General features: G+C 38.6%; 18 protein-coding genes. 8 read left to right on the top strand and 10 right to left on the bottom strand.

Features of this window, described 5'->3' with window-relative positions:
- Position 1: 1 nt before the first annotated feature.
- The 4 genes from JOJ89_RS19620 (at position 2) to galE (ending at position 4,244) form a co-directional block, all read left to right on the top strand.
- Positions 2-1,534 carry an oligosaccharide flippase family protein gene (locus tag JOJ89_RS19620; RefSeq protein WP_203289111.1) on the top strand — a complete coding sequence of 511 codons (1,533 nt, stop codon included), beginning with the start codon at positions 2-4 and terminating at the stop codon, positions 1,532-1,534.
- Positions 1,535-1,639: 105 nt separating this feature from the next.
- Positions 1,640-2,809, top strand: coding sequence for an O-antigen ligase family protein (locus JOJ89_RS19615; protein ID WP_203289110.1), 1,170 nt, complete (start codon positions 1,640-1,642; stop codon positions 2,807-2,809).
- Positions 2,785-3,249 (top strand): serine O-acetyltransferase, encoded by a 465-nt coding sequence (locus tag JOJ89_RS19610; protein ID WP_242524639.1) that lies wholly within the window; start codon positions 2,785-2,787, stop codon positions 3,247-3,249. The genes JOJ89_RS19615 and JOJ89_RS19610 overlap by 25 nt, the downstream gene beginning before the upstream one ends.
- Before the next feature lie 23 nt (positions 3,250-3,272).
- The gene (galE, locus tag JOJ89_RS19605) at positions 3,273-4,244 is read left to right on the top strand and encodes a UDP-glucose 4-epimerase GalE (RefSeq protein ID WP_203289109.1); all 972 of its coding nucleotides are present in this window, start codon (positions 3,273-3,275) and stop codon (positions 4,242-4,244) included.
- A gap of 626 nt (positions 4,245-4,870) precedes the next feature.
- Here galE and JOJ89_RS19600 read toward each other — a convergent pair.
- The 7 genes from JOJ89_RS19600 to JOJ89_RS19570 form a co-directional block, all read right to left on the bottom strand.
- Complete coding sequence (locus JOJ89_RS19600) at positions 4,871-5,134, bottom strand: hypothetical protein (protein WP_203289108.1); 264 nt, start codon at positions 5,132-5,134, stop codon at positions 4,871-4,873.
- Positions 5,135-6,001: 867 nt separating this feature from the next.
- On the bottom strand, positions 6,002-7,555 hold the full coding sequence (locus tag JOJ89_RS19595) for a BCCT family transporter (RefSeq protein WP_203289107.1): 1,554 nt from the start codon (positions 7,553-7,555) through the stop codon (positions 6,002-6,004).
- Positions 7,556-7,655: 100 nt separating this feature from the next.
- The gene (locus JOJ89_RS19590; protein ID WP_203289106.1) at positions 7,656-8,375 is read right to left on the bottom strand and encodes a MurR/RpiR family transcriptional regulator; all 720 of its coding nucleotides are present in this window, start codon (positions 8,373-8,375) and stop codon (positions 7,656-7,658) included.
- Between the two features lie 241 nt (positions 8,376-8,616).
- The gene (locus JOJ89_RS19585; protein ID WP_203289105.1) at positions 8,617-9,906 is read right to left on the bottom strand and encodes an MFS transporter; all 1,290 of its coding nucleotides are present in this window, start codon (positions 9,904-9,906) and stop codon (positions 8,617-8,619) included.
- Between the two features lie 16 nt (positions 9,907-9,922).
- Entirely contained in the window at positions 9,923-11,356 is a 1,434-nt protein-coding gene (locus tag JOJ89_RS19580; protein WP_203289104.1) for an FGGY-family carbohydrate kinase, read from the bottom strand.
- A 13-nt stretch (positions 11,357-11,369) separates the two neighbouring features.
- The gene (locus tag JOJ89_RS19575) at positions 11,370-12,860 is read right to left on the bottom strand and encodes an FAD-binding oxidoreductase (RefSeq protein ID WP_203289103.1); all 1,491 of its coding nucleotides are present in this window, start codon (positions 12,858-12,860) and stop codon (positions 11,370-11,372) included.
- Between the two features lie 45 nt (positions 12,861-12,905).
- Complete coding sequence (locus tag JOJ89_RS19570; RefSeq protein ID WP_203289102.1) at positions 12,906-13,700, bottom strand: SDR family oxidoreductase; 795 nt, start codon at positions 13,698-13,700, stop codon at positions 12,906-12,908.
- A 251-nt stretch (positions 13,701-13,951) separates the two neighbouring features.
- Here JOJ89_RS19570 and JOJ89_RS19565 point away from each other — a divergent pair, with 251 nt between their 5' ends.
- The 4 genes from JOJ89_RS19565 to JOJ89_RS19550 all read left to right on the top strand — a co-directional run bounded on the left by JOJ89_RS19565 (position 13,952) and on the right by JOJ89_RS19550 (position 16,780).
- Positions 13,952-15,469 (top strand): bifunctional metallophosphatase/5'-nucleotidase, encoded by a 1,518-nt coding sequence (locus JOJ89_RS19565; protein ID WP_203289101.1) that lies wholly within the window; start codon positions 13,952-13,954, stop codon positions 15,467-15,469.
- A gap of 119 nt (positions 15,470-15,588) precedes the next feature.
- Positions 15,589-16,098, top strand: a complete 510-nt coding sequence (locus tag JOJ89_RS19560) for a DUF6933 domain-containing protein (RefSeq protein WP_203289100.1) — start codon at positions 15,589-15,591, stop codon at positions 16,096-16,098.
- 24 nt (positions 16,099-16,122) lie between these two features.
- A complete protein-coding gene (locus tag JOJ89_RS19555) occupies positions 16,123-16,287 on the top strand; it encodes a hypothetical protein (protein WP_203289099.1) in 165 nt (54 codons plus the stop codon).
- A gap of 172 nt (positions 16,288-16,459) precedes the next feature.
- The gene (locus JOJ89_RS19550) at positions 16,460-16,780 is read left to right on the top strand and encodes a hypothetical protein (RefSeq protein ID WP_203289098.1); all 321 of its coding nucleotides are present in this window, start codon (positions 16,460-16,462) and stop codon (positions 16,778-16,780) included.
- A gap of 213 nt (positions 16,781-16,993) precedes the next feature.
- On the opposite strand, the gene JOJ89_RS19545 is transcribed toward JOJ89_RS19550, so the two are convergent.
- The 3 genes from JOJ89_RS19545 to JOJ89_RS19535 form a co-directional block, all read right to left on the bottom strand.
- Positions 16,994-17,878: a carbohydrate ABC transporter permease gene (locus JOJ89_RS19545; protein ID WP_203289097.1), complete on the bottom strand. Its 885-nt coding sequence runs from the start codon at positions 17,876-17,878 to the stop codon at positions 16,994-16,996.
- An 18-nt stretch (positions 17,879-17,896) separates the two neighbouring features.
- Positions 17,897-18,754, bottom strand: coding sequence for an ABC transporter permease (locus JOJ89_RS19540; protein ID WP_203290393.1), 858 nt, complete (start codon positions 18,752-18,754; stop codon positions 17,897-17,899).
- A 172-nt stretch (positions 18,755-18,926) separates the two neighbouring features.
- On the bottom strand, positions 18,927-20,579 hold the full coding sequence (locus tag JOJ89_RS19535) for an extracellular solute-binding protein (protein ID WP_203289096.1): 1,653 nt from the start codon (positions 20,577-20,579) through the stop codon (positions 18,927-18,929).
- Positions 20,580-20,586: the final 7 nt, after the last annotated feature.

The following is a 20,586-nucleotide window of genomic DNA, read 5'->3' as shown; positions in this document are numbered from 1 at the left end:
TTTGAAAGTTAACCAAAAAAAAGCAGGAGTATTGCTTTCGTATATTCTAACGATTACCAATGCTCTAGTTGGTTTTATATATATACCTTTTTTAATTTATTCATTAGGACAAGGTGAGTACGGCTTATTTCAATTAATGGGTTCGATTTTAATTTATTTAGGTTTGTTTGACGGAGGGTTATCTAATACTGTAACACGATATTATTCGAGATGTATTGCTTTAAAAGATGAGAAAGGTAAAGAAAATATCCTCTTTTTATCTACTATTATCTATTTTATTTTTACACTGGTTTTAATATTAGTAGGAATAATTTTCTATTTTTATTTAGATGAAGTATTCATTAATTCGTTGACAAGTGCAGAATTAGAAACAGCCCATAAAATGTATGTTGTAATTTTAATAACCGTTGTAATTACAATATCTACAGCTGTTTTCAACTCAATCATTACTGCTCATGAAAAGTTTGTTTTTTTGAAAAGTCTAGCTATAATACAAACTATAATTCGTCCAGTTATTGTTTTTGCTGTGTTTACCATTGAGGCAAATGCATTAATTTTAATAGTAATTCAAGCAGGTATAAGCATTCTAGGTGTAGTTTTTAAAATATTATATACTTTTAAAAAATTAAAAGTCAAAATTCGCTTTCACTCTTGGGATAAAACCCTCTTAAAAGAAATGTTTGGGTACTCGTTCTATATATTTATTGGTATAGTGATGGATCAAATCTTTTGGAGATCAGATCAGGTAATTTTAGGAATAATAGATGGTACGGCTTCTGTTGCAATATACTCAATAGCAGCACAAATAATAATGTATTATATGACCTTATCAACAGCAACTTCAGGTGTTTTTCTTCCCAGTATTACAAAAAAAGTAGTTTCAAATGCACCTATTGAGGAACTTTCTAGTATATTTATTAAAGTTGGCCGGTTGCAATATTTAATTTTAGGATCAATAGTGACGGGGTTTATATTATTTGGAAAAGAATTCATTATTATGTGGGTAGGGGAAGATTTCGTAGAGGCCTACTATATTACTTTGGTAATAATGATTCCATTCACTATTGATCTAATCCAAAATATAGGTTTAACAATTCTTCAAGCTAAAAATATGTATGGATTTAGAACAATTGTTTTTTTGGGCATGGCACTATTAAAAGTAGTTATTTCCATTCCGCTCGCCATACAATATGGAGGACTAGGACCAGCAATAGCAACAAGTGCAGCTTATATAGTGGGAAACGGAATAATTATGAATATTTACTATCATAAGAAAATAAGGATAAATATTATTAAATTTTGGTCAGAAATAGGAAAGATAAGTATTTTATTACTAATAATGATTGGTCCTGGAGTCCTAATATCATATATTAACTTAAATTCACAAGTACTTTCTTTGTTAATTAAATTAGTATTGTTTTTAATGATTTACATATTATTAATGTGGAAGTTAGGGATGAATAAATATGAGAAAGATTTAATCTTAACCCCATTAAATAAGATAATAAGAAAATTAGTAAGGAAAGGAATTTAGGATTACGTTCTTATCATTTTAATGAATATTTGTAACAAGTTTAAGCTTTTTGTTGGGCGGAATTCTTCAGGTTATTCCTGAATAATTTATATAAGGGAGTAAAAAATGAAAGTTAACATAAAAAAAAATATTTTGTTTTTGATAATTACTACTTTCATGTTTATTGGGAATCTTATGACAAATTATACAATCAACCCAAATGATATAGAAAATAAATGGATATTTACATTTGGCTTTAGTATTGTTTTCTTTTATTTTGTTTTAAGTAATAAAGTTAGATTAAATAGAGAAAAGATATTGATTCTAATGTTGTGGGAATTACTAATCATTTCTTTATTTTTTTCAAAACTCCTTCATGAAAATTTTCAAATATTTGAATTTGTTCTTTATAGTTTGGTTTTACCTATAGTATTTTTTTCAAATAGTATTAAATTATATAAAAATCTTTTCTTATTTTCTTTTGTAATTTCTATAATTCCTTTTATTTATTTACTAAAACCTGAAAGTATTGGTATGGGGAATAATAACTTAGGAATTTTGTTTAGTATAGGTGGCATTGTTTTATTAGTCTTATTAAATATAAAAAATGTAGATAATAAATTTGTCTATTTTTCAATAATATTGTTTACTACATTAATTTATTTTACTAGATCCAGAACATCGCTGTTAGCATTCTTAATTATCGCTATTTTACATTATTTGATTATTTTCAAAAGTGATAATAACTCCTATCTAGCAGTTATACGAAAGTTAATAACGATTTTTGTTACCTTAATTGTGATATATTTCTCTTTTGATTACATCTATAACCTGTTTTTTAGTAAGTGGAGTAGTACAGGGGCAGATATAACTTCAGGACGAGGTGATTTTTGGATAACCACTATTAATAATGGCTTGACCATGTTTGGGAATGGTGAAAATTATTTCTTAATTTATAATGTTAGAGATGCGCACAACGCCTTTATTCAAATACTGGGTGATTATGGATTAATTAGTACTTTTTTGTTTATTATTTTATATATATATATTTTTGTTAAATCAATTCGATTAAAAAATTTAGAGTATATTAGTTTTTTTGTGGGATTCTTTTTATTGAGTCAAACTGAAAATTTATTCTTTCTTAATTCGAGATTAATTGGCGTTCATTTGCTTTTCTTTATGTATTTAGGATGCATTATAAATGATACAAGAACTAAAGAGAATGAAAAATATAGTGTAGATAAAAAAATACTTTATCGGAGTGATTTAAATTGGAAAAAAGGACATCGAGTTTAGCCACGCAATGCTTTAGATTAATGCAAAATTCATATAGTAGAAGAATACCTTTAGTACCTAAAATTATTAAGAAGTCAATGAGGGTCTTTTTTGCTTGCGAAATACCTTATCAAGCTAATATTGGTATAGGTACTGAATTCGTCCACAATGGATTAGGGGTTGTTATTCATGAGGAAGCTCAAATAGGCAAATATAATAAAATAATGCAAAATGTAACCATTGGTGGAAGAAACGGTAGAGGAGCACCTAAAATAGGAGATTATTGTTTTATTGGTGCAGGAGCATGTATTTTAGGAGATATTAAAATAGGAAATAATGTAATGATTGGCGCTAACTCTGTTATATTAAAAGATATTCCAGATAATGTGGTTGTTGTTGGAATACCAGGAGAAATAAAAAAAGAGATAGACCATAAATTGATAGGGGAATTTAAAAATTAGTCTACAATAACGGAGGTCTAGACATGATTTTAGTAATAGGTGGTGCGGGCTACATTGGTAGCCATCTTGTAAAAGAGTTAGTGGTATCGAAAAAGGTCATTGTATTAGATAACCTTTCAACTGGCCATCTTTCAGCGATTGATAATCGAGCTGTCTTTGTTGAAGGTGATTTAGGAGATCGAAAATTTTTAGATGAGATATTTACGCAGTATCCTATCGATGCCGTCATGCATTTTGCAGCAAACAGTTTAGTAGGGGAATCTGTTATAGATCCCTGCAAGTATTATCAAAACAACGTTGCATCGACCCTAACATTATTAGAAGTTATGCTTAAACATAATGTGAAAAAGTTTATTTTTTCTTCAACTGCTGCAACTTATGGTATTCCAAATGTACATATTATAAACGAAGATACAATAACTAATCCTATTAATCCATATGGACAATCGAAGCTAATGATTGAGAAAATCTTAGCTGATTTTTCAAAAGCATATAACCTTGAATATGTGATTTTCCGTTATTTTAACGCTGCTGGTGCATTTGAATCAGCAGAAATTGGAGAAAAACATTACCCGGAAACACACTTAATACCTTTAGTATTACAGCACTTACTAGGAAAGAGAGAACAAATTGCTATTTTTGGCTCAGATTATGATACTCCTGATGGTACTTGCATACGTGATTACATTCACGTTACTGATCTGGCTCGAGCACATATATTAGGCCTTGAAGCACTTTTAGATAATAAAGTTTCTACTGAAACTTATAATCTTGGCAATGGGCTCGGCTTCTCGGTCAAAGAAGTAATTGAAACATGTGAAAAGGTTACAGGTATTAAAGCAAATATTGCCTTGAGTGATCGTCGGGACGGTGACCCAGCTAGATTAGTTGCTTCTTCAGAAAAAGTGTTTAACCAACTTGGCTGGAAGGCAAAATATCAATTAGAAGATATAATTAAAAGCGCGTGGAAATGGCATGAAGATGAAAAGTTTTAATCTTTGAGTCTACTTCCTTGCTTGATTGGTTATGAGGAGGCCATGTAAAGCATTGTTTCAAAAACTGAGCGCTATTGTTTAATTTTACCTTAAATCCGTTTGTGAGGTGTCGAACCATTTCTAGCCGTCGAAGAGGAGAAGATCAGGACGCAGTTGACGGATTTATTCTCCATTATGAACGGGAGTTTTAGGAATTTGTTTATTCTTCACCACAGAGTGGATGTCCAAGCCTCTATACTTGAGTTTTTTCTAAATACTCAAGTAGACTTCTGTGATGAAACTTTTGATGGAATAGGCACTGATTGAGAAGTTTGTAGATAATAAAAGCAATAAAAAAAATACACAGCTGCTCAAATCTGCAGCCGTGTATTTTAAATAGTAAGAATTGTTAAGCGCCAGCCTTAGTAGATTGTTTCCAAACCCTATTTTCATCCTGCCATATTATAATCATTGTACCGCCTGATTCAGTCATGTAGAAAGTCTGACTGGTTTGCCACTAATTCGCCACTCTCTCCACCCTTAACGTACTCTACATATACCTTAAATTTGTTATTGTTTGTAATTCTCCAAACTCTATCCCCCTCTTGAGTGTTTAGGTCAGGGTGAGCAGCTTTGAATGCGTCTGATTAGCCATCTTGAATATAAGTTAGTTGTAAGTTCTGAACAACTATCTCAGCATCAAATACATCCGGCTGATTCTCAGTGCTGATTGCATTTAACTCTTCTTGAGTCATCGGCTGAAGGTTCTCAGTTTGATCCTGAACGTTAGAAGATACTTCTCCTAATTCTGCAACCTTATCGTTAGCTTTCTTTACCTCGGTATTCGCGCGTTCAACTTCTGATTTGTTTGCTGCATTTTCAGTGAATAGTGCATCATAATCTGCTTGCAAATCAGCTAGTTGTCACTCTGGTCAGAAACTTCTCTCTTAAGCTCTTCAATTTCAGCGTTAGCAGCATCTAATTTTTAATTCAAACGTGCTTTATTAGCGTTAGCAGAAGCAAGAAACTCTTCAAGCTGTGCTTTATCAGCAAGTAGCTGGTCTCTTTCAGCAAGTAGCTGGTCTCTTTCAGCAGTCAATTTTGCATTTGTTATTGTCAGTAAAGATTTTTCGGCTTCAAGGTCGTTGATTTGGTTCTTAGCTTATACGATTTTTCCGTTGCATCAGCTTTTACAAGACCGATTTTTTCAAATAGAGCGTTCTTTGAAAATTCATATGCTGTCACCATATTTTTCAAACCTTCAAACTGTGCTTATACTTGATATACCGTTTCGTCGCCTGTAAATGCAAATCCAAAAGCGCCTACTGTTAGTGATCCTGTTAATGCTAAAGCTGCTACTTTGCCGCTGATAATACCCATTTTAATTCCTCCAGTTTGTTTTTTAATATATTTTTTAAGGATTAAGCTACAAGCTGAAACTCCATGAAACGAATTGAACAATCACCTCCGGATAAAATTCTTAAGAAAGACCAATAGTAGCGGACTTTATCTATGCTAGAACTAAGATGAGAAGAAAAACTTGAGAAAAAATACTCCAATAGAATTTGAATCGTATGTAAATAACGAAAAAAATGCTAGTTATTTCTAGTTATTGGGATATTTTCTCCCGATCCAGGCTCTTAATATAGAACAAATGATGTAGATTGCAACACCTAAATAATTCGACAATATTTAAGAAGAACGTTAAACGTCCTTGATACAAGGAATATAAAAAACGCACCTGCCAAAAAAACAGATGCGTTTTTTAAAATGATTTTTCACCCTGCTTTATTCTTTTTCTTCTCCTCAATAGTTTCCCCCACCGTCCGATCATACCTCCTAGGCTCTTTAGCCACTTTAATTAGAGCAAATACAATCCCAATAAGCAATAAAACAGCAGGCACTCCGCCTAAATTAGAAAGCATTTTAATTCCATCAATCTTAGCAAAACTGATCATCACCCAAGCGACCGCACTAATGGTGATACCCCATACGACTTTAATGAAGATGCCTGGTTCTGGACTTTCAGCTGTAATGCCTTTGGAACTGATGCCTCCCATTGCTGCGAGGGTAGAATCGGCTGAGGTCACGAAGGATATGAAGACTATAAACAGGTAAATCGGGATGATAAATTCTGATAATGGCAGAGTTTCCAGTGCCGCATAGACCAGTGCTTCCGGTCCGCTGGTGGTTAAGATTTCGCCAAATTTCCCGTCGTTCATCTGCAGGTAGATGGAGGTTCCGCCGAAGATGGTCATCCAGATTCCGCCGAAAGCGGCAGGCAAGGCAAAGTTCACGATGATAAAGGCTCTGACGGTGTGGCCGTATGCAATTCTTCCTAGGAATAAGGCTGTAAGAGCGGCCCATGAAAACCAGTTTGCCCAGTAAAAGGTGGTCCACCATTGCGGCCATTGGTCGTTTGCTGCAGCGCCGGTAAATAAGCTTTTCTCAAAGAAATGTGTTAAATAATAGCCGAAAGACTCGGTTCCTAAGTTCAGGATATAGGAAGTAGGTCCGACTAAAAAGATAAAGATGATGATGAACAGGAATAATTTAAAGTTGATGTCTGAAAGGATGCGGATCCCTTTCATGAGTCCTGTTGAAGCTGAGATGATGAATGTTGTCATCACCACTGCTGCAATGACAGCCCATAACAGCGGGGCACTTTTGAGGCCGGATAAATAATTGACACCGCCTGCTAAATTGAGAATGCTTGTCCCCATTGCTGCTGCCATCCCTAAAGCTAATGTGTACAGACATACGGCATCAAGTGCTTTTCCCCATTTGCCGTGTATCTTATTTCCGAGGAGCGGTGCAAGCGTTGAGCCTATGCTGAAAGGCTGTTTCATGTTGTAATAGGCAAACGCAAACATTAAAGCGGGAATGCAGTAAATGGCATAGGGAGTTATTGTCCAGTGAAGGTACATGGTGGACATCGAGAAGATGGCTGCCCCTGCGCTGTTAGGTTCCAGATTCATGCTTTTTGGAGGCTCAACAAGATGATAAATAGGTTCTGCAATTCCCCAGAAGGTAATGCCTGCTGCAATGGTTGTGGTTAACGTGATCGCGAACCAATTGCGGAAGGATAGAAGAGGTTTTGCGTTTTCCCCTCCAATTCTCATCTTTCCTAATTTAGAGAAGTAGACACCGACACATACAACGACCATAAACAGGCCGGCTAAACTAAAAACCCAGCCGACGTTTGCAATGACCCAGTCATTCGCACCAGTCGTGATTTTTATAAATGCCTCTTTGTTCGTGAAGCTTAAGACACTTGCTGCTAATACAAATAGAAAGGGCGGCCAAAACACCCAATGCTTCAATGACTTCATTTTGCTCCTCCTCCAAGTTGCCTGTAAGAAAACGCTTACTTTTTATTTGTCTCTAATAGAGGCTGAATTCTCATTAATAGTGAGAGGGTCAGCCTGAAAATTAATTTGAAGGATTCAAAGCAGACAGCTTCGCAATGATCTCTTCAATCACAATGAAAAACACTGTTCTAGTTTTTTCGAATGGGAGTAACGCCTCGCCCTGACTGAACTTAGATAAATGAAAAATATAGTCCGCAAGAAATTCCTTCGTATTCACATACTCTTCAAGGATCAGCATAATACTTGAGCCATTTTTCTTCACATTCTGAAATAAAGGATGAAAGGAAGAAAATTTTCCGGTCACGGAAAGGACGATGAGCAGCGTCTTTTCATCTGCCAGTCGTTCCGCGAAATCTTCGCTCTGTGTGACCGTCACATTTTTATCCGATACCGTCGCAAGTTTGTAGGCGAAGTATTCTGCAGCGATAAAAGAGGGCCCAAGGCCGAATAGAATGATTTTATCGTACTTTTGAAAAATGGAAACAAAATCATCTATGACTTCAGATTCAAAGTTCTCCAAAAAGCGCATTAACCGTTCAACTTCGTTTGATTTCTTGTGCTTCTCTAAATTCATTTCCTGACCGCTGAAGTAGAGCTTGTATTGTTTGAAATTATCAAAGCCTAGCTTGCGTACCAATTTGGACACTTTGGAAGGGGAGACCTCGCCAATTTCAGCGGCTTCGATTATTTTTATTTTATTGTCTTCAGAGACGGCTTTTGACAGCTTCTCATGCAGTTCTTCTTCAAGTTTAGTTAACTTGTCTGTCACGACTTTTATCATAGAATATCACTCGCTTTCATTTAGAAAATGGCGGGTCGTCCATCATTTTCTCAGGAGCATGGGATGTATTTGAACGATTTCAAAAGATCTTAGAAATCATCGGTTCGTAAACGAGGAAACGGCCAATCTGTTACCTTCATTATACAGGAATATGTGTATTTGCTTAACAGGGGGAGTAACGAAAAATGAGGCTGTTATACACCAAAAATTTGGTAGTATAACAACCTGGATGATAGACGCCTTATACTGAAATGTCATCTTTCACAGTAATGGTAGCTCGTTTAGCGACTCCCATTTTAAAGATCACTGTAATCAGGATACCTAATGCACCGGCTACTGCACTGAATATGAAGTAGGCATTGTATCCGCCCGCATCACCGAACGATGAAATCATCATACTCATGACTAAAGGCAATAGGATATCAGGCAAGTATCCGATAAAGGAAATCAATCCGATGGAAAGGCCCAGTTTTTCATCGGCGATATTACAATCACCTAGAAGTGACCAGTAAAGGCCCCGGATTGTATAAACGGATAAGCCGCTCAATATAACCAATGCGTAAAAGAGGTAAGGAGGCAGTGAAGCAGGCAGGACAGAGATCATAATCAAGAGTGCTGCTGCCAATCCTAATGCGATGATGAGGATGTTGCTCTTCCCAAACTTATCCCCTAAGAATCCGCCCGCAATTCCGCCGACCGGCCTCATCCATAGCATGATGACCGTGACCGTACCTACGATGGAAGCATTGATTCCAATATTCGTTTGCAGGAATCCGCCAAAGTAGTAAATCGTCCATGTGACAATATAGCTCATGAATATGATGCCACCAAGAAGCCATACAAATCTGTTGGAGAATACATCTTTGAAAGAACCTTTTGCTTTCGGTTCGTTTTTCTCGCTCACTGCTTCAGTTTTTTCACTGTTTCCGTCAACATTTACGAAGATCATAATTAATATCGATACAACAATGAGTACTCCGGAATACATATAGATGACGTTTACTAGTGCGTCTTTTTTATCTGCGACAGCTGTACTTGCTCCCAAAACTCTTGAGAAAAGGAAGACGGCAATACTGGCTAAAACGGCTTCAACTACTCCTCTGCCCCCGTCCAGCACTCCAAAAAAACGGCCTTCTTCTTCTTTTTTCGAAATAAGTTTAACGATTTTAAGATGGGCAGACCAAAACGTTAAAACGGAGAAGATCCCCCAGATGATGAAAATGAAAATGACAACCGGATAGCTCGGTACTTGGGCAAACCAGATTCCGGCTAGTCCTACGAATAACAAGGAGATTGAAATCAGTTTCTTGGCAGAAAATTTATCCGAGATCCATCCGCTCGGAAAATATCCGACAATAAAGGCGATGCCCAATGCAGAGAAAATGGTATTTAACTGCGGCAGGGTCATTCCATAAACTTCTAAGATCGTTTCTTGGTAATTGGTTCGAAGGTAGATTAAAGGAAAAATAGCACCTGCTGCTAAAACGATAAGTAAAAACTGAAAATATCTTTTGACATTAGCTGATTTCATGGGCACCATCCACTTCTTATTTAAATATCGGATACGATAATTTCAGTATGTTATCCGTGTGTTGTCTGACGTTTTTAACAACTGTGTTGTTCAATTCGTTGTAAAAAGCATGGCTGTTTGAATCTGGGTAGAATGTCGTTTCAGTTTTAACCATCTTTTCAATGGCTTCCGAAAAATCATCATAGATTGATAGATGAGCTGCTACAGAGATAGCGGCGCCTAGGCACGCACAGCTGCTTCCTGTTCGCCGGTGTGCCGGCAGCCCGAATAGATCAGAGATAATCTGCATCATGACGTCACTTTTTGAACCGCCGCCGTTGACGACTACTTCATCGATTTCAAGGTTTATTTCTTCTGCCATTTCATCGATGTTGTTTTTAATATTGAAGGCAATCGCTTCTAGTATGGAGCGGTACATGTGATATCTTGTGTGTCTTTGATCAAACCCGATCATGATCCCTTTTCGGTAAGGTGCAGCGGGAGAAGCCAGCCAGTCTAAGATGGTGATCAGGCCATCACTGCCTACAGGCACGTCTTTAGCTTTGCGGTTCAGGAATTCCTCTTCTGAGATCTCAAGCTTAGCTGCTTCCGTCACCAGTTCTTCGCCGATTAATTTCTTAAACCAGCTGACAGTCCATAATCCGCGTCTGATTCCAGTCGATTCATATACGTATTTAAACGGGACGGATGCAAGAGTGGGGAAGAAGTTGTTAGCGTTTTCATAATACTCATCTCTTAGAACCATAGCTGAAATAAATGTTCCAAGCGAAATCATGATGGAGTTCTTTTTGTTAATGCCTGAGCCCAGCATTTCAACGGCTTTATCATTTGATGTCGCAACGACTGGTATTCCTTCTTTTAAACCGAAGTCCATTGCCAGTTCTTTACGGAGAGATCCTAATTTTTCTCCTGGTTTTACTAGGTTAAACAGCATGTCTCTTGTCAGGCCCATAGCTTTTATATCTTCGTCGTCTTTCGACCAGTCTAATGTTTCACGGTCGAGCGGCCAGTGCACTTCACAATTGCCTGCTGTATCGTTGTATTCTCCGGTTAATCTCAGCCCTAAGTAGCCGGAAGTGGTCGTTACGAATTTCACCTGATCATCTTCATGTTTATATGGTTCTGATAATCTAGCATCCATCCAGCTTATCGCTGGATGGGCTAAATCACCATTTTCCTTCAGCAGTACTCGGCAGCAGCGAATCGTGCACAATCCGATTCCTTCAATCGCTGTCCTGTCACCTTTAAAGTTCTCTAAACAATTTTTCACTCCACGATAAACACTGTCCCACAAGTCTTCATCTGGATGTATAACAATACCTGGTTCAGGGGTTAAAGTCTCTTGTAACGAGCATGAGCCAAAAGCAGCTTCATTGCCTTCTAAATCAAAAATTGCTACTTTCGTGCTTTGTGACCCGTTATCAATCCCCATGATATATCTTTTGCTCATAATTGGGCTCCTATCAGCTTCTAATATATTTCTTCACTTCATTTGGCTGCGGGAAAATCGTGCCGTGGTTCATGATGCCCTTCGGATCAAACGCTTCTTTTAGCTTTTCTAGCATGTAGTAAGCTGAACCGTGCTCGTCTTTCGTCCACTCTGAACGATATTTTCCGATGCCATGGTGATGACACATAGATCCGCCAAGCTTCAGCGTTTCTTCAATAATGATCTCGTGAATCGGGTGGTGATAAACTCGCAGCTCGTCTTCCGGTGCACAGTTGATCGTGTAATTGTAGACGAAGTACATGTTTGTTCCGTTAAGGTAGCTGTGTGATGAGTGACCGCCAAGCATTGTTAAATCTTCGACTCTGTCAAACTCATTTTTAATTCTAGCAATGACGTTATTGTAGATTTTCACGATGCTATCCCAGTCAGCAGACACTTCTGTCGTAAATCCATCATGTGAATTATGATCAATCATGTCCTGAATCTCTTTTTGGATTCTGCTTTCATCCCAGTTCAAGTGATTGAACCATGTTTCGATTAGAGAAGAATCTACTTTTTCAATAACACCGTCTTTGAACTTTTCAACAGCTTCTAAGATTCCTTCGTTTGTCGCTTTAACGATCCCAGCAGGACCTTCAGTTGTGAAAATTAAGACGCATTTGTCCTTATAGAAGTGTTCGAAATGCTGTCTAGCATCTTCTTCCGAGTAAACACGGGCAACGGACGGTCTGAAGCCGTTTACCATGACTTCTCTCAGGATCTTGATTCCAGTTTCTACATCTTTAATGAGGTAGCCGTGGAACTCGTTGTTTTCAGGCATGTATTTAAAGATTTTGACTGTCACTTCCGTGATATAGCAAAGGGCACCTTCATTACCAATGGCGATATGTCTGATGTCAGGTCCGCCTGAACGTCTTGGCACGTTTTTAATTTTAGACACTTGGCCTTCTGGGAATACGCATTCCAATCCGACAACCATATCTTCAATTGCGCCGTATAAAGTAGAGAACTGACCAATACTTCTTGTCGCAACCAATCCGCCAAGCTGAGCAACTGGCTTAGATTGAGGTGAATGACCTGTCGTGTATCCCAGTTTGCGAAGCTCATCTTCAAGTTTTTGCAGCTTCACGCCTGTTTGAACAGTAGCCTGCATGTTGTATGTATCGATGTTGATGATCTCGTTCATTTTTGATCCGTCAACTACAATTGATGTTTCTTTCCAGTTTTCCAATCCGCCCTCTGTGCCTGTTTTTCCGCTTCTTGGAATCACGTTAATGTCGTTTTCATTACAGGACATAAGAATCGATTTCACATCTTCAGTAGCAAGCGGATAGACGATCGCAATCGGAGTTGGAACGTTAAGTGCTTTTTTTGTTTTTGCATATTTTTTATAACGGTCTGCAGAAGCATCGTATAAAGCCTCTTCATTCGTTACGACCTGTTCCGCTGACAGCAGTGCTTTTAACTCTTCAATCATTTGTTTGTGGTTAGTTTGTGTTTGCATTATTCATTCTCCTTTAGTGCTTATTTTAGTTGGCTGGATACGAATCTATCGGACTAGGTAACCGCCGTCTACATTTACCAAGGAACCGTTTACATAATTGGACGCGTCACTTGCTAAAAAGACAACTGTTCCCATTAAATCAACGATATTGCCCCATCTGTTTGCAGGGATATGATCCAGAACTCTCTGATTGCTTTCTGGGTTCGCTCTCGTGTCCTTCGTAACATCTGTCGCAAAATATCCAGGCGCAATGCCGTTTACTTGTATATTAAATTGTGCCAATTCATCACAATAGGCTTTCGTAAAACCAGCTAAACCGTGTTTTGTAGCTGCATACGCCGGCGACCATTGACCTCCGAGGTATGAAAACAAGGAGCATGTATTGATGATTTTTCCGCTTTTTTGCTCAATCATATGCTTAGCCGCTTCATGCGCAAGCTCAAACGCTGCCGTCAGATTGACTGAAACCATCTTGTCCCATTGAAGTCTAGTAAACTGCGTAACATCTTTTACATTAATGCCGATTCCGGCGTTATTCATCAAAATATCGATTTTTCCATATGTCTGTAAACATTCTTCGACGATCTGCTTACATACACCATCTTTTGTAATATCAGCAATCATCAAGTGAAACTTGACGCCCTCAGCTTCAATTAGTTCTTTCGTCTGATTATCGTCCTCTGCCATGCTGACGGCAAAAATATCAGCACCGGCTTTCGCAAGTGCAAGCGCAAATCCCTGCCCCAGCCCTGAATTTCCTCCAGTGATGATGGCTGTCTTTCCTTTAAGACTAAAAAAATTCATATTAAAATCAGTCATGTTTGTTTTTTCGGTGATCATGCGTAATCTTTCCACCTTTCAGATAATTTAACTAAACTCAGTCTAAATCCAAAAACACGAAAAATCAATCATTTTATTGAAAATTTCTTGTTTTTTATTTAATTTAAGCGTTTGCGAGGAAAATTTTCCTTTGTAGTGTTGAGTGGTGTAGCCACGAAAATCGACATTTTAACAAACCTGTAACATCCGCTTCACACCTTTCTTGTACACTTAAAAGGAATGGAATTTACTACATAAAAAGGAGAATGATTATGAATCGCTTATTTCTTGTCTTATTAAGTTTCGTTATGGTTATCAGCTCTTTATTAATTAGCAACGTAAGTGCAGAAGCTAAAGATCAGCCTCGAAAGGCAACAGTCCTGTATTTCAACGATGCTCATGAAATTAGTCCGGTCGTTAACAAATTGGGAGACAGGGGCGGCGTCGCAAGGCTTAAAACAGCCATTGACCGTGTAAGAAGCGAGAATAAACATACAGCAGTAGCATTTGGTGGAGACTTAGGTGGCGGCACGTTATTTGGCGCTGTGTACCAGGGGTTTCCAATGGTTGAAGCCTTTAACGAAATTGGCATTGATCTCGCAAACTTCGGTCAGCATGATTTTGATTTTGGATCTGATGTGACAAAAAAACTGGTTGAGCAATCTGACTTTGAATGGATGTCTTCTAATCTTACAGATACAGAAGGAAAGCCATTTGCTGATGTTCCGACCTACAAAATTATGAATAAACAGGGGATTAAAATTGGCGTTATTAGCCTGACGGATGATATGAACACGACATCCTCAGACGGGAAAGTGGTTCAGCAGGACCTTATTCAATCTGCTAAACAAGCAGTTAAAAAAATGAAAGAGACAAAAAAAGTAGATGTTGTCATTGCGTTAACACAAGAATCATTAAAGAAGGATGAACAACTACTGGCAGCAGTCCCTGAAATTAATGCCGTGTTTACGGAAGAACAAGCTGAGGATCAATCTTTTATCCATGAATATGAAAATAATCGATACATCCTTGCTCCAGAAGGAAACCTCGGCTCCATGATTCGCTTGGATATCACCAAAGGCGGAAAAGGCGTTGAACTTAAACCGTCAGTAATAGAGGTCGATCATACGGTGCCGGAAGATCCGGAATTGAAAAAGCTCGCAGACTATTATCAAAATAAGCTGGAAGAAGAGCTTGGCAAACCAATAGCAAGATTAGAGACTCCTCTGGTTTATGGAGATAACCATGAAACGCGATATCAGGAAACGAATATCGGCAACTTTGTAGCGGATAGCTACCGTTCTTTTTACAATGCGGATATCGGCATGATGAACGGAGGCGGCATCCGGACCAGTATTCCTGCAGGGGAATTTACGTTGCGTGATGCCTACTCCATTCTTCCTTTTCAAAACAAAGTGATTCTGGCAGACGTAAAAGGAGAAACCATCAAAGCTGCTCTCGAGAACGGAGTCTCAAGAGTCGAAAACCTTGGCGGCGGATTTATGCAGGTATCAGGCATGACCTATTCCTATAATCCTGCTAAACCAGCGGGATCAAGAGTAGAAATGATCTCAGTCAACAATGAACCGATTGACATGCAAAAAACGTACAAAGTCGCCATGCTGAATTATGTATTTAACGGCGGAGACGGCTATACGATGTTTAAAGATAGTGAATTGCTTGTAGATGAGCAGAGTGCACGGACAGATGCGGAAGTTTTGATTGATTATGCTAAGGATTTAGGGGTTATTGATGTGGTGACAGAGGGGAGAATTAGTGTATTGCAATAGGAGGGAACTGTGAATAAAGTAATAAGCGGGAAGCTTTTTGATTAAATGGCTGCCCGCTTTTTATTTTTGAGTAAAGAGTGATATGTTATTTATAGCTTCTATACATAAAGGAGAGTCCCATGCTAATCCAATGTACAAAAAAACTACTCGACGAACTGAAAGTTACCCCTGTTGAGGCTGAAGAAACAGACCCTTTATTATCATGGCATGCCAATGCAATGAAAATCGACAGGCATAAATTTCTGGTCCTGGTTAACGACAAAAACCGATATGGCATTGTCCTTTATGGATTAAAAGCCAAGGATAAAAAGAATCTAGTTCAATTGCTCAGAAAAGCAATTCACGAGGTTTTCCGATCTGAAGCCATTGATGAAGAAGTCATTACCGAATATCTGAGCTTACTATCACATCTGACGTTTGCTAAAACGAAAAATCGGACTCTAGTAGCTAGGTTAAATAAACAATGTGAAAATGTCCTTTTCGGAGAAGACTACCTGGATATAGATTCGATTGTTCAAGTAGCGATGAGCAAGTGGATCAGTTCGCTGCTGGCTGGAGACGGAAAGGGTGGTTATTTTCATCCGAATGAGGCTATGTATAGGGATTTGTTGGAGTTGAAAGGCATTTGATATCTAAAGGATGTGTGGTAGGCAGTGTTAATAAAAAAGGCATTGGAACAGGCAAAAGTGAGCATTGAGCTCGAAGGAAACTACGTTACTGCCGAACAAAAAGAATTGGTTGAGAAAGTTATCAGGAAAGAAATTGCTGATGCTGAATTTAAGAAACGTGTTTTAGAGCTAGTTAAGAAAAATAGGTGAATAAAAAGATTGAATGTCCTATAGAAGATAAAGTAGTTGGAAATTGCTTAAATTACTCTAAAAGACGAGTAATTCCATCTTTAGAAGAATTAGAAGAGACTTACACTTAATGTTTTTTAATTAACTTCTAATGATTAATATTGAATGCCAAATACGGAAAGGAGCTCAAAAAATGAATCAAGAACAAGCAGATCGAATTGAAGGGCTGCTAATGAAACTTACAAATGAGATAGAGGACTTCAAAATTGAATTAATAAGAGAGTTTTCAGAATTAAAAAGTGTACTTAGGGAAGATGCTTTGAATAACGATAGGAGCTCAGAGATACAGAACCTAATGAAAGAAGCTCTTCGACAAATGCGCCAGGAAAACAACGAACGACACTCAGAAATCATTGCCAGATTCGAAATCCTAGAAGCCAATCAGGAGCATACTTGGGAAAAAACAGTGATTAACGGAAGAGACATTGCTGTGATGAAGAAATTGGCGAAATGAATCTCACACTCTATAAATCCCTTTTAATGTACCTCTGATGAATAAATACTCCGCAAAAACCAAACATCTCTTACGAAATAGTAAACTCAAATGGTTGTCCGATGGAATTAAGAGGCTAGGGCATTGCAAACCTCTGATATGAAAAAGCCGGAGACATTTTACAACGAGTAAAATGTCTCCGGCTTTTATTATTTTTTATTGATTACGTCTAGCCTACTCCTTCACGCTTCCCATAACAATTCCCTTCATAAAATACTTCTGAAGGAAAGGATAGACAAGCAGGATGGGAAGAGCGCCAACGAAAATCTGGGCGGCCTTGGAGGTTCGGTCTGATACGTTCAGCAGGGCATCAATTTCATCGGATGTGATCTGGCTAAGATCTCTCTGGATGATGATGGTCTGCAGGTAACTTTGAAGTGGGTAGTTTTCAGGCGAATTCATAAAGATGATGCCGTCAAACCAGGAATTCCAATGACCGACGATCGAGAAGAGGAAAATGGTCGCCAGCGCTGGCAGGGCAAGAGGTACATAGATTCTCCATAGTATTGTCCAATGACCTGCTCCATCCATAAAAGCAGCTTCTTCAAGTTCTTTGGGAATGCCGCGAAAGAAGTTCAGCAGAAGCACGACGTTAAATACAGGTACGGCTCCAGGCAGGACCAAAGCCCAGATTGTGTCAAGCAGTCCAGTATTTTTAACGACCATATACCACGGGATAAGGCCTCCGCCAAACAGCATAGTAAACACAAAGAACCATGCATAAAAAGTGCGCATCCTGAAAACATTGACCTCTTTAGAGAGAGGATAGGCAATCAGGATTGTGAGCAGCAAATTGATACTTACGCCAAGTACAACCCTTTGAATGGTCACTCCAATTGCATTTAGAAACTGTGGGTTGTCCAAGATCAGCTGATAGGAAGCGGTTGTCCATCCGACGGGCCAAAAAGTTACTTCTCCAGAAGCTACTGCGGTGTTTGAGCTGAACGAAATAGCTAAGATATTTATTAAAGGCAGAATGCATAGAAGTGATAACGATATTAAAAAGACATAGTTAGCGAGTTTGAAAATTTTTAAGCCAAACGAATTGCCCTCTACCAAGCCAAAGTCACCCTTTCTTTAGAAGATTCTGTAGTTCGCCCATCTATAGGCAAGGAAGTAGGAAAGCGAGATTAATCCAAATGAGATGATAGATTGGAATAATCCTATAGCTGTTGCAACGCCATATTGTGCTTCGAGTAAACCTAGACGATAGACGAATGTATCAATGATGTCGCCGCTCTCATAGACGATAGGGCTGTACAGGTTAAATACCTGATCAAATCCGGCATTAAGTACAGATCCAAGACTTAATGTAGCCATAAGGATAATGATTGGCCTCATGCCAGGAAGTGTGATGTGCCAGATCTGACGCCATTTTTTGGCTCCATCAACGGCTGCTGCCTCATAAAGGGATTGGTTGATGCCTGAGATAGCTGCCAAATAAACGATGGTGCTGAAACCGAATTCTTTCCAAGTATTAGAGGCAACCAATACGGAAGGAAACCAATTGTTATCACCGAGGAAAAACGGCGGATTGATTCCGAGAGCTGTCAGCATTTTGCTTACAATTCCGGTTGAAGGGGAAAGAATGTCTATTAAAATACCGCCAAGGATTACCCAGGACAGGAAATGAGGCAAGTAAATAAGAGTTTGCACCGATCGCTTGATCATGGATTTTCCGATTTCATTTAAAAGAATCGCTATGGTGATCGGAACGACTAAACCTGCAATTATTTTCAGGACAGCAATGCTTACGGTATTCCAGAACACGTCAGAGAAGTTAGGAAGACTAAAGACAAATTGGAAATTCTCAAGTCCCACCCAATCGGAAGCGAAGAAACCTAGTACAGGATCGTAGTCCTGAAAAGCCATTACAAGACCGATCATCGGTCCGTAGCTGTAAATGGAAACCAGGATTAAGCCGGGCAGAATCATCAAATGAAGGGGAAGAGTCGAATAATTTCTTTTCTTTTTGACTTTTTTTTGAGCAGCAGTTGCTGGTACGGTTGATGACAGAGCATGATTCGTTTTCACAGGACAACCTCCTTATGCAAAAAAATGAGAAGAAAAAGAAAGCAGTAAACTTCCCTTTTCTTCTTAAATTCTCTTATTTTTGCTGATCTTTCCATTCGTTTACTTCTTTTGTCATGTCAGATCCGCCAAGTTTCTCCCAGTCTTTCACGAATTTATCAAAGTCTTCAGGAGATTGTTTGCCCATTATGACGTTAAGGGCCATTTCTTTCCACATATTTTCAAGAGTTGTAAGCTTCTTGCCCATTGTTTTAGTAGGTGCCCCAGTGAATTCATTGACCAAATACAGGTCTTCTTCAATATATTTATTGATGACACTGTATGCACCCTCTGGGCTGTTGATCATATACTCTGCCCATTGTGAATCATCGCCTTCCAAGTATTTCATTTGCGCTTCGTAAGAGTCTTTAGAGATCCACTTTAGATTTGATGGATCTTTCTGAACGATGGCATCTTTGAGGTCGAGATGATTTTCAATTGTCCAAAGCGGCGGTTCAACTGTCACCGGACCGTAGTCAAACGTAGAAATCTGGTTTTTCTTATCATATCTGAAGTCTTTTGTTTTCTCGCTGTTTGGTCCCCAAACTGTTTCAGCATAGAGGTTCAGCAGCTTGATAAGGGCTTCTGGATTTTTTGCATCTTTGCTTACAGCATAATAGCCGAAAGCAACATTGGATTGCTGCGGTCTGGCCGGTTCACTATCGGCTGATACGATTGGATACGGTTTCCACATCGCGCCATCAGCTTCGTGACTTGTATTAAGCGGGAATGCAGGGTTCCAGGTTTTCCCGTACTGAATGCCGATCTTTCCTGCTGCTAGGTCTTCAGAAACTTTTGATCCGTCTTTCACCCCAAATTCAGGATCGATTTGACCTTCTTTATACATTTTATTTAAAGCAGAAAGAGCGTCTTTGATTTCTGGCTGAACAGAGCCATACTCAAGTTTTCCTTTATCATTCTTAGTCCAGATATTTGGATAGGCATGATATCCGTTAAAGAAGCCGGTCGCTCCTCCATACCCATCCCATAAATCTTTGCTGATGGCAAGGCCGTATGTATCATCTTTTCCGTCGCCATCAGGATCGTTTTCGGTAAAAGCTTTTGAGATTTTCATGAGGTCATCCATCGTTTTAGGGCCTTCAAGATTTAATTTCTTCAGCCAGTCTTCACGGATCCATACGATATAGCCTTGATCTGTTAAAGCGGCACTTACTCTTGGGATAGCTAACAGTTTTCCGTCAAATTTAGCTGAATCAAGAGCTTTCCCGCCATCTTGATTGTAAATCTCTTTCAGTTGATCAGAAGCCACCTTATCAAAGATTTCCGTCATATCTGCAGTCATTTTTGACTTAACAAGCCTTGAAAGCTGACTCTGATCGACGTAAAGAAGGTCGGGAATTTCGCCTGAAGCAATGGTTACGCTTAGCTTTTCCTGATACTGTGAGTCATCAACAATCCATTTATAGTCTGTTTTAATACCTAGCTTCTCTTCTATATAGCGGGTCCACATGTTGTTTTTGTGGTCATCACCTTCAACAAACTTGAAGCTGCTGTTTGTGGATCTTGCAGTGGTTAATGTTATAGGAGTTTCATATTTTCCCAGAGGATCTGTATCAATCTTGGATAAATCAGGTTTTGCATCAGTAGATGATGCGGAGTTGCAGGCAGTCAGCAAAAGCGAGCTAGAAACAACAAATGGTAAAGCGTATTTTTTCCACTTACTTTTCATTAAAAAC

Origin of the sequence: Metabacillus sp. cB07 (assembly GCF_016839225.1) — a bacterium.
GTDB classification, from domain to species: Bacteria; Bacillota; Bacilli; order Bacillales; family Bacillaceae; genus Bacillus_P; species Bacillus_P indicus.
This window is presented reverse-complemented; position numbering and strand designations above follow the sequence as displayed.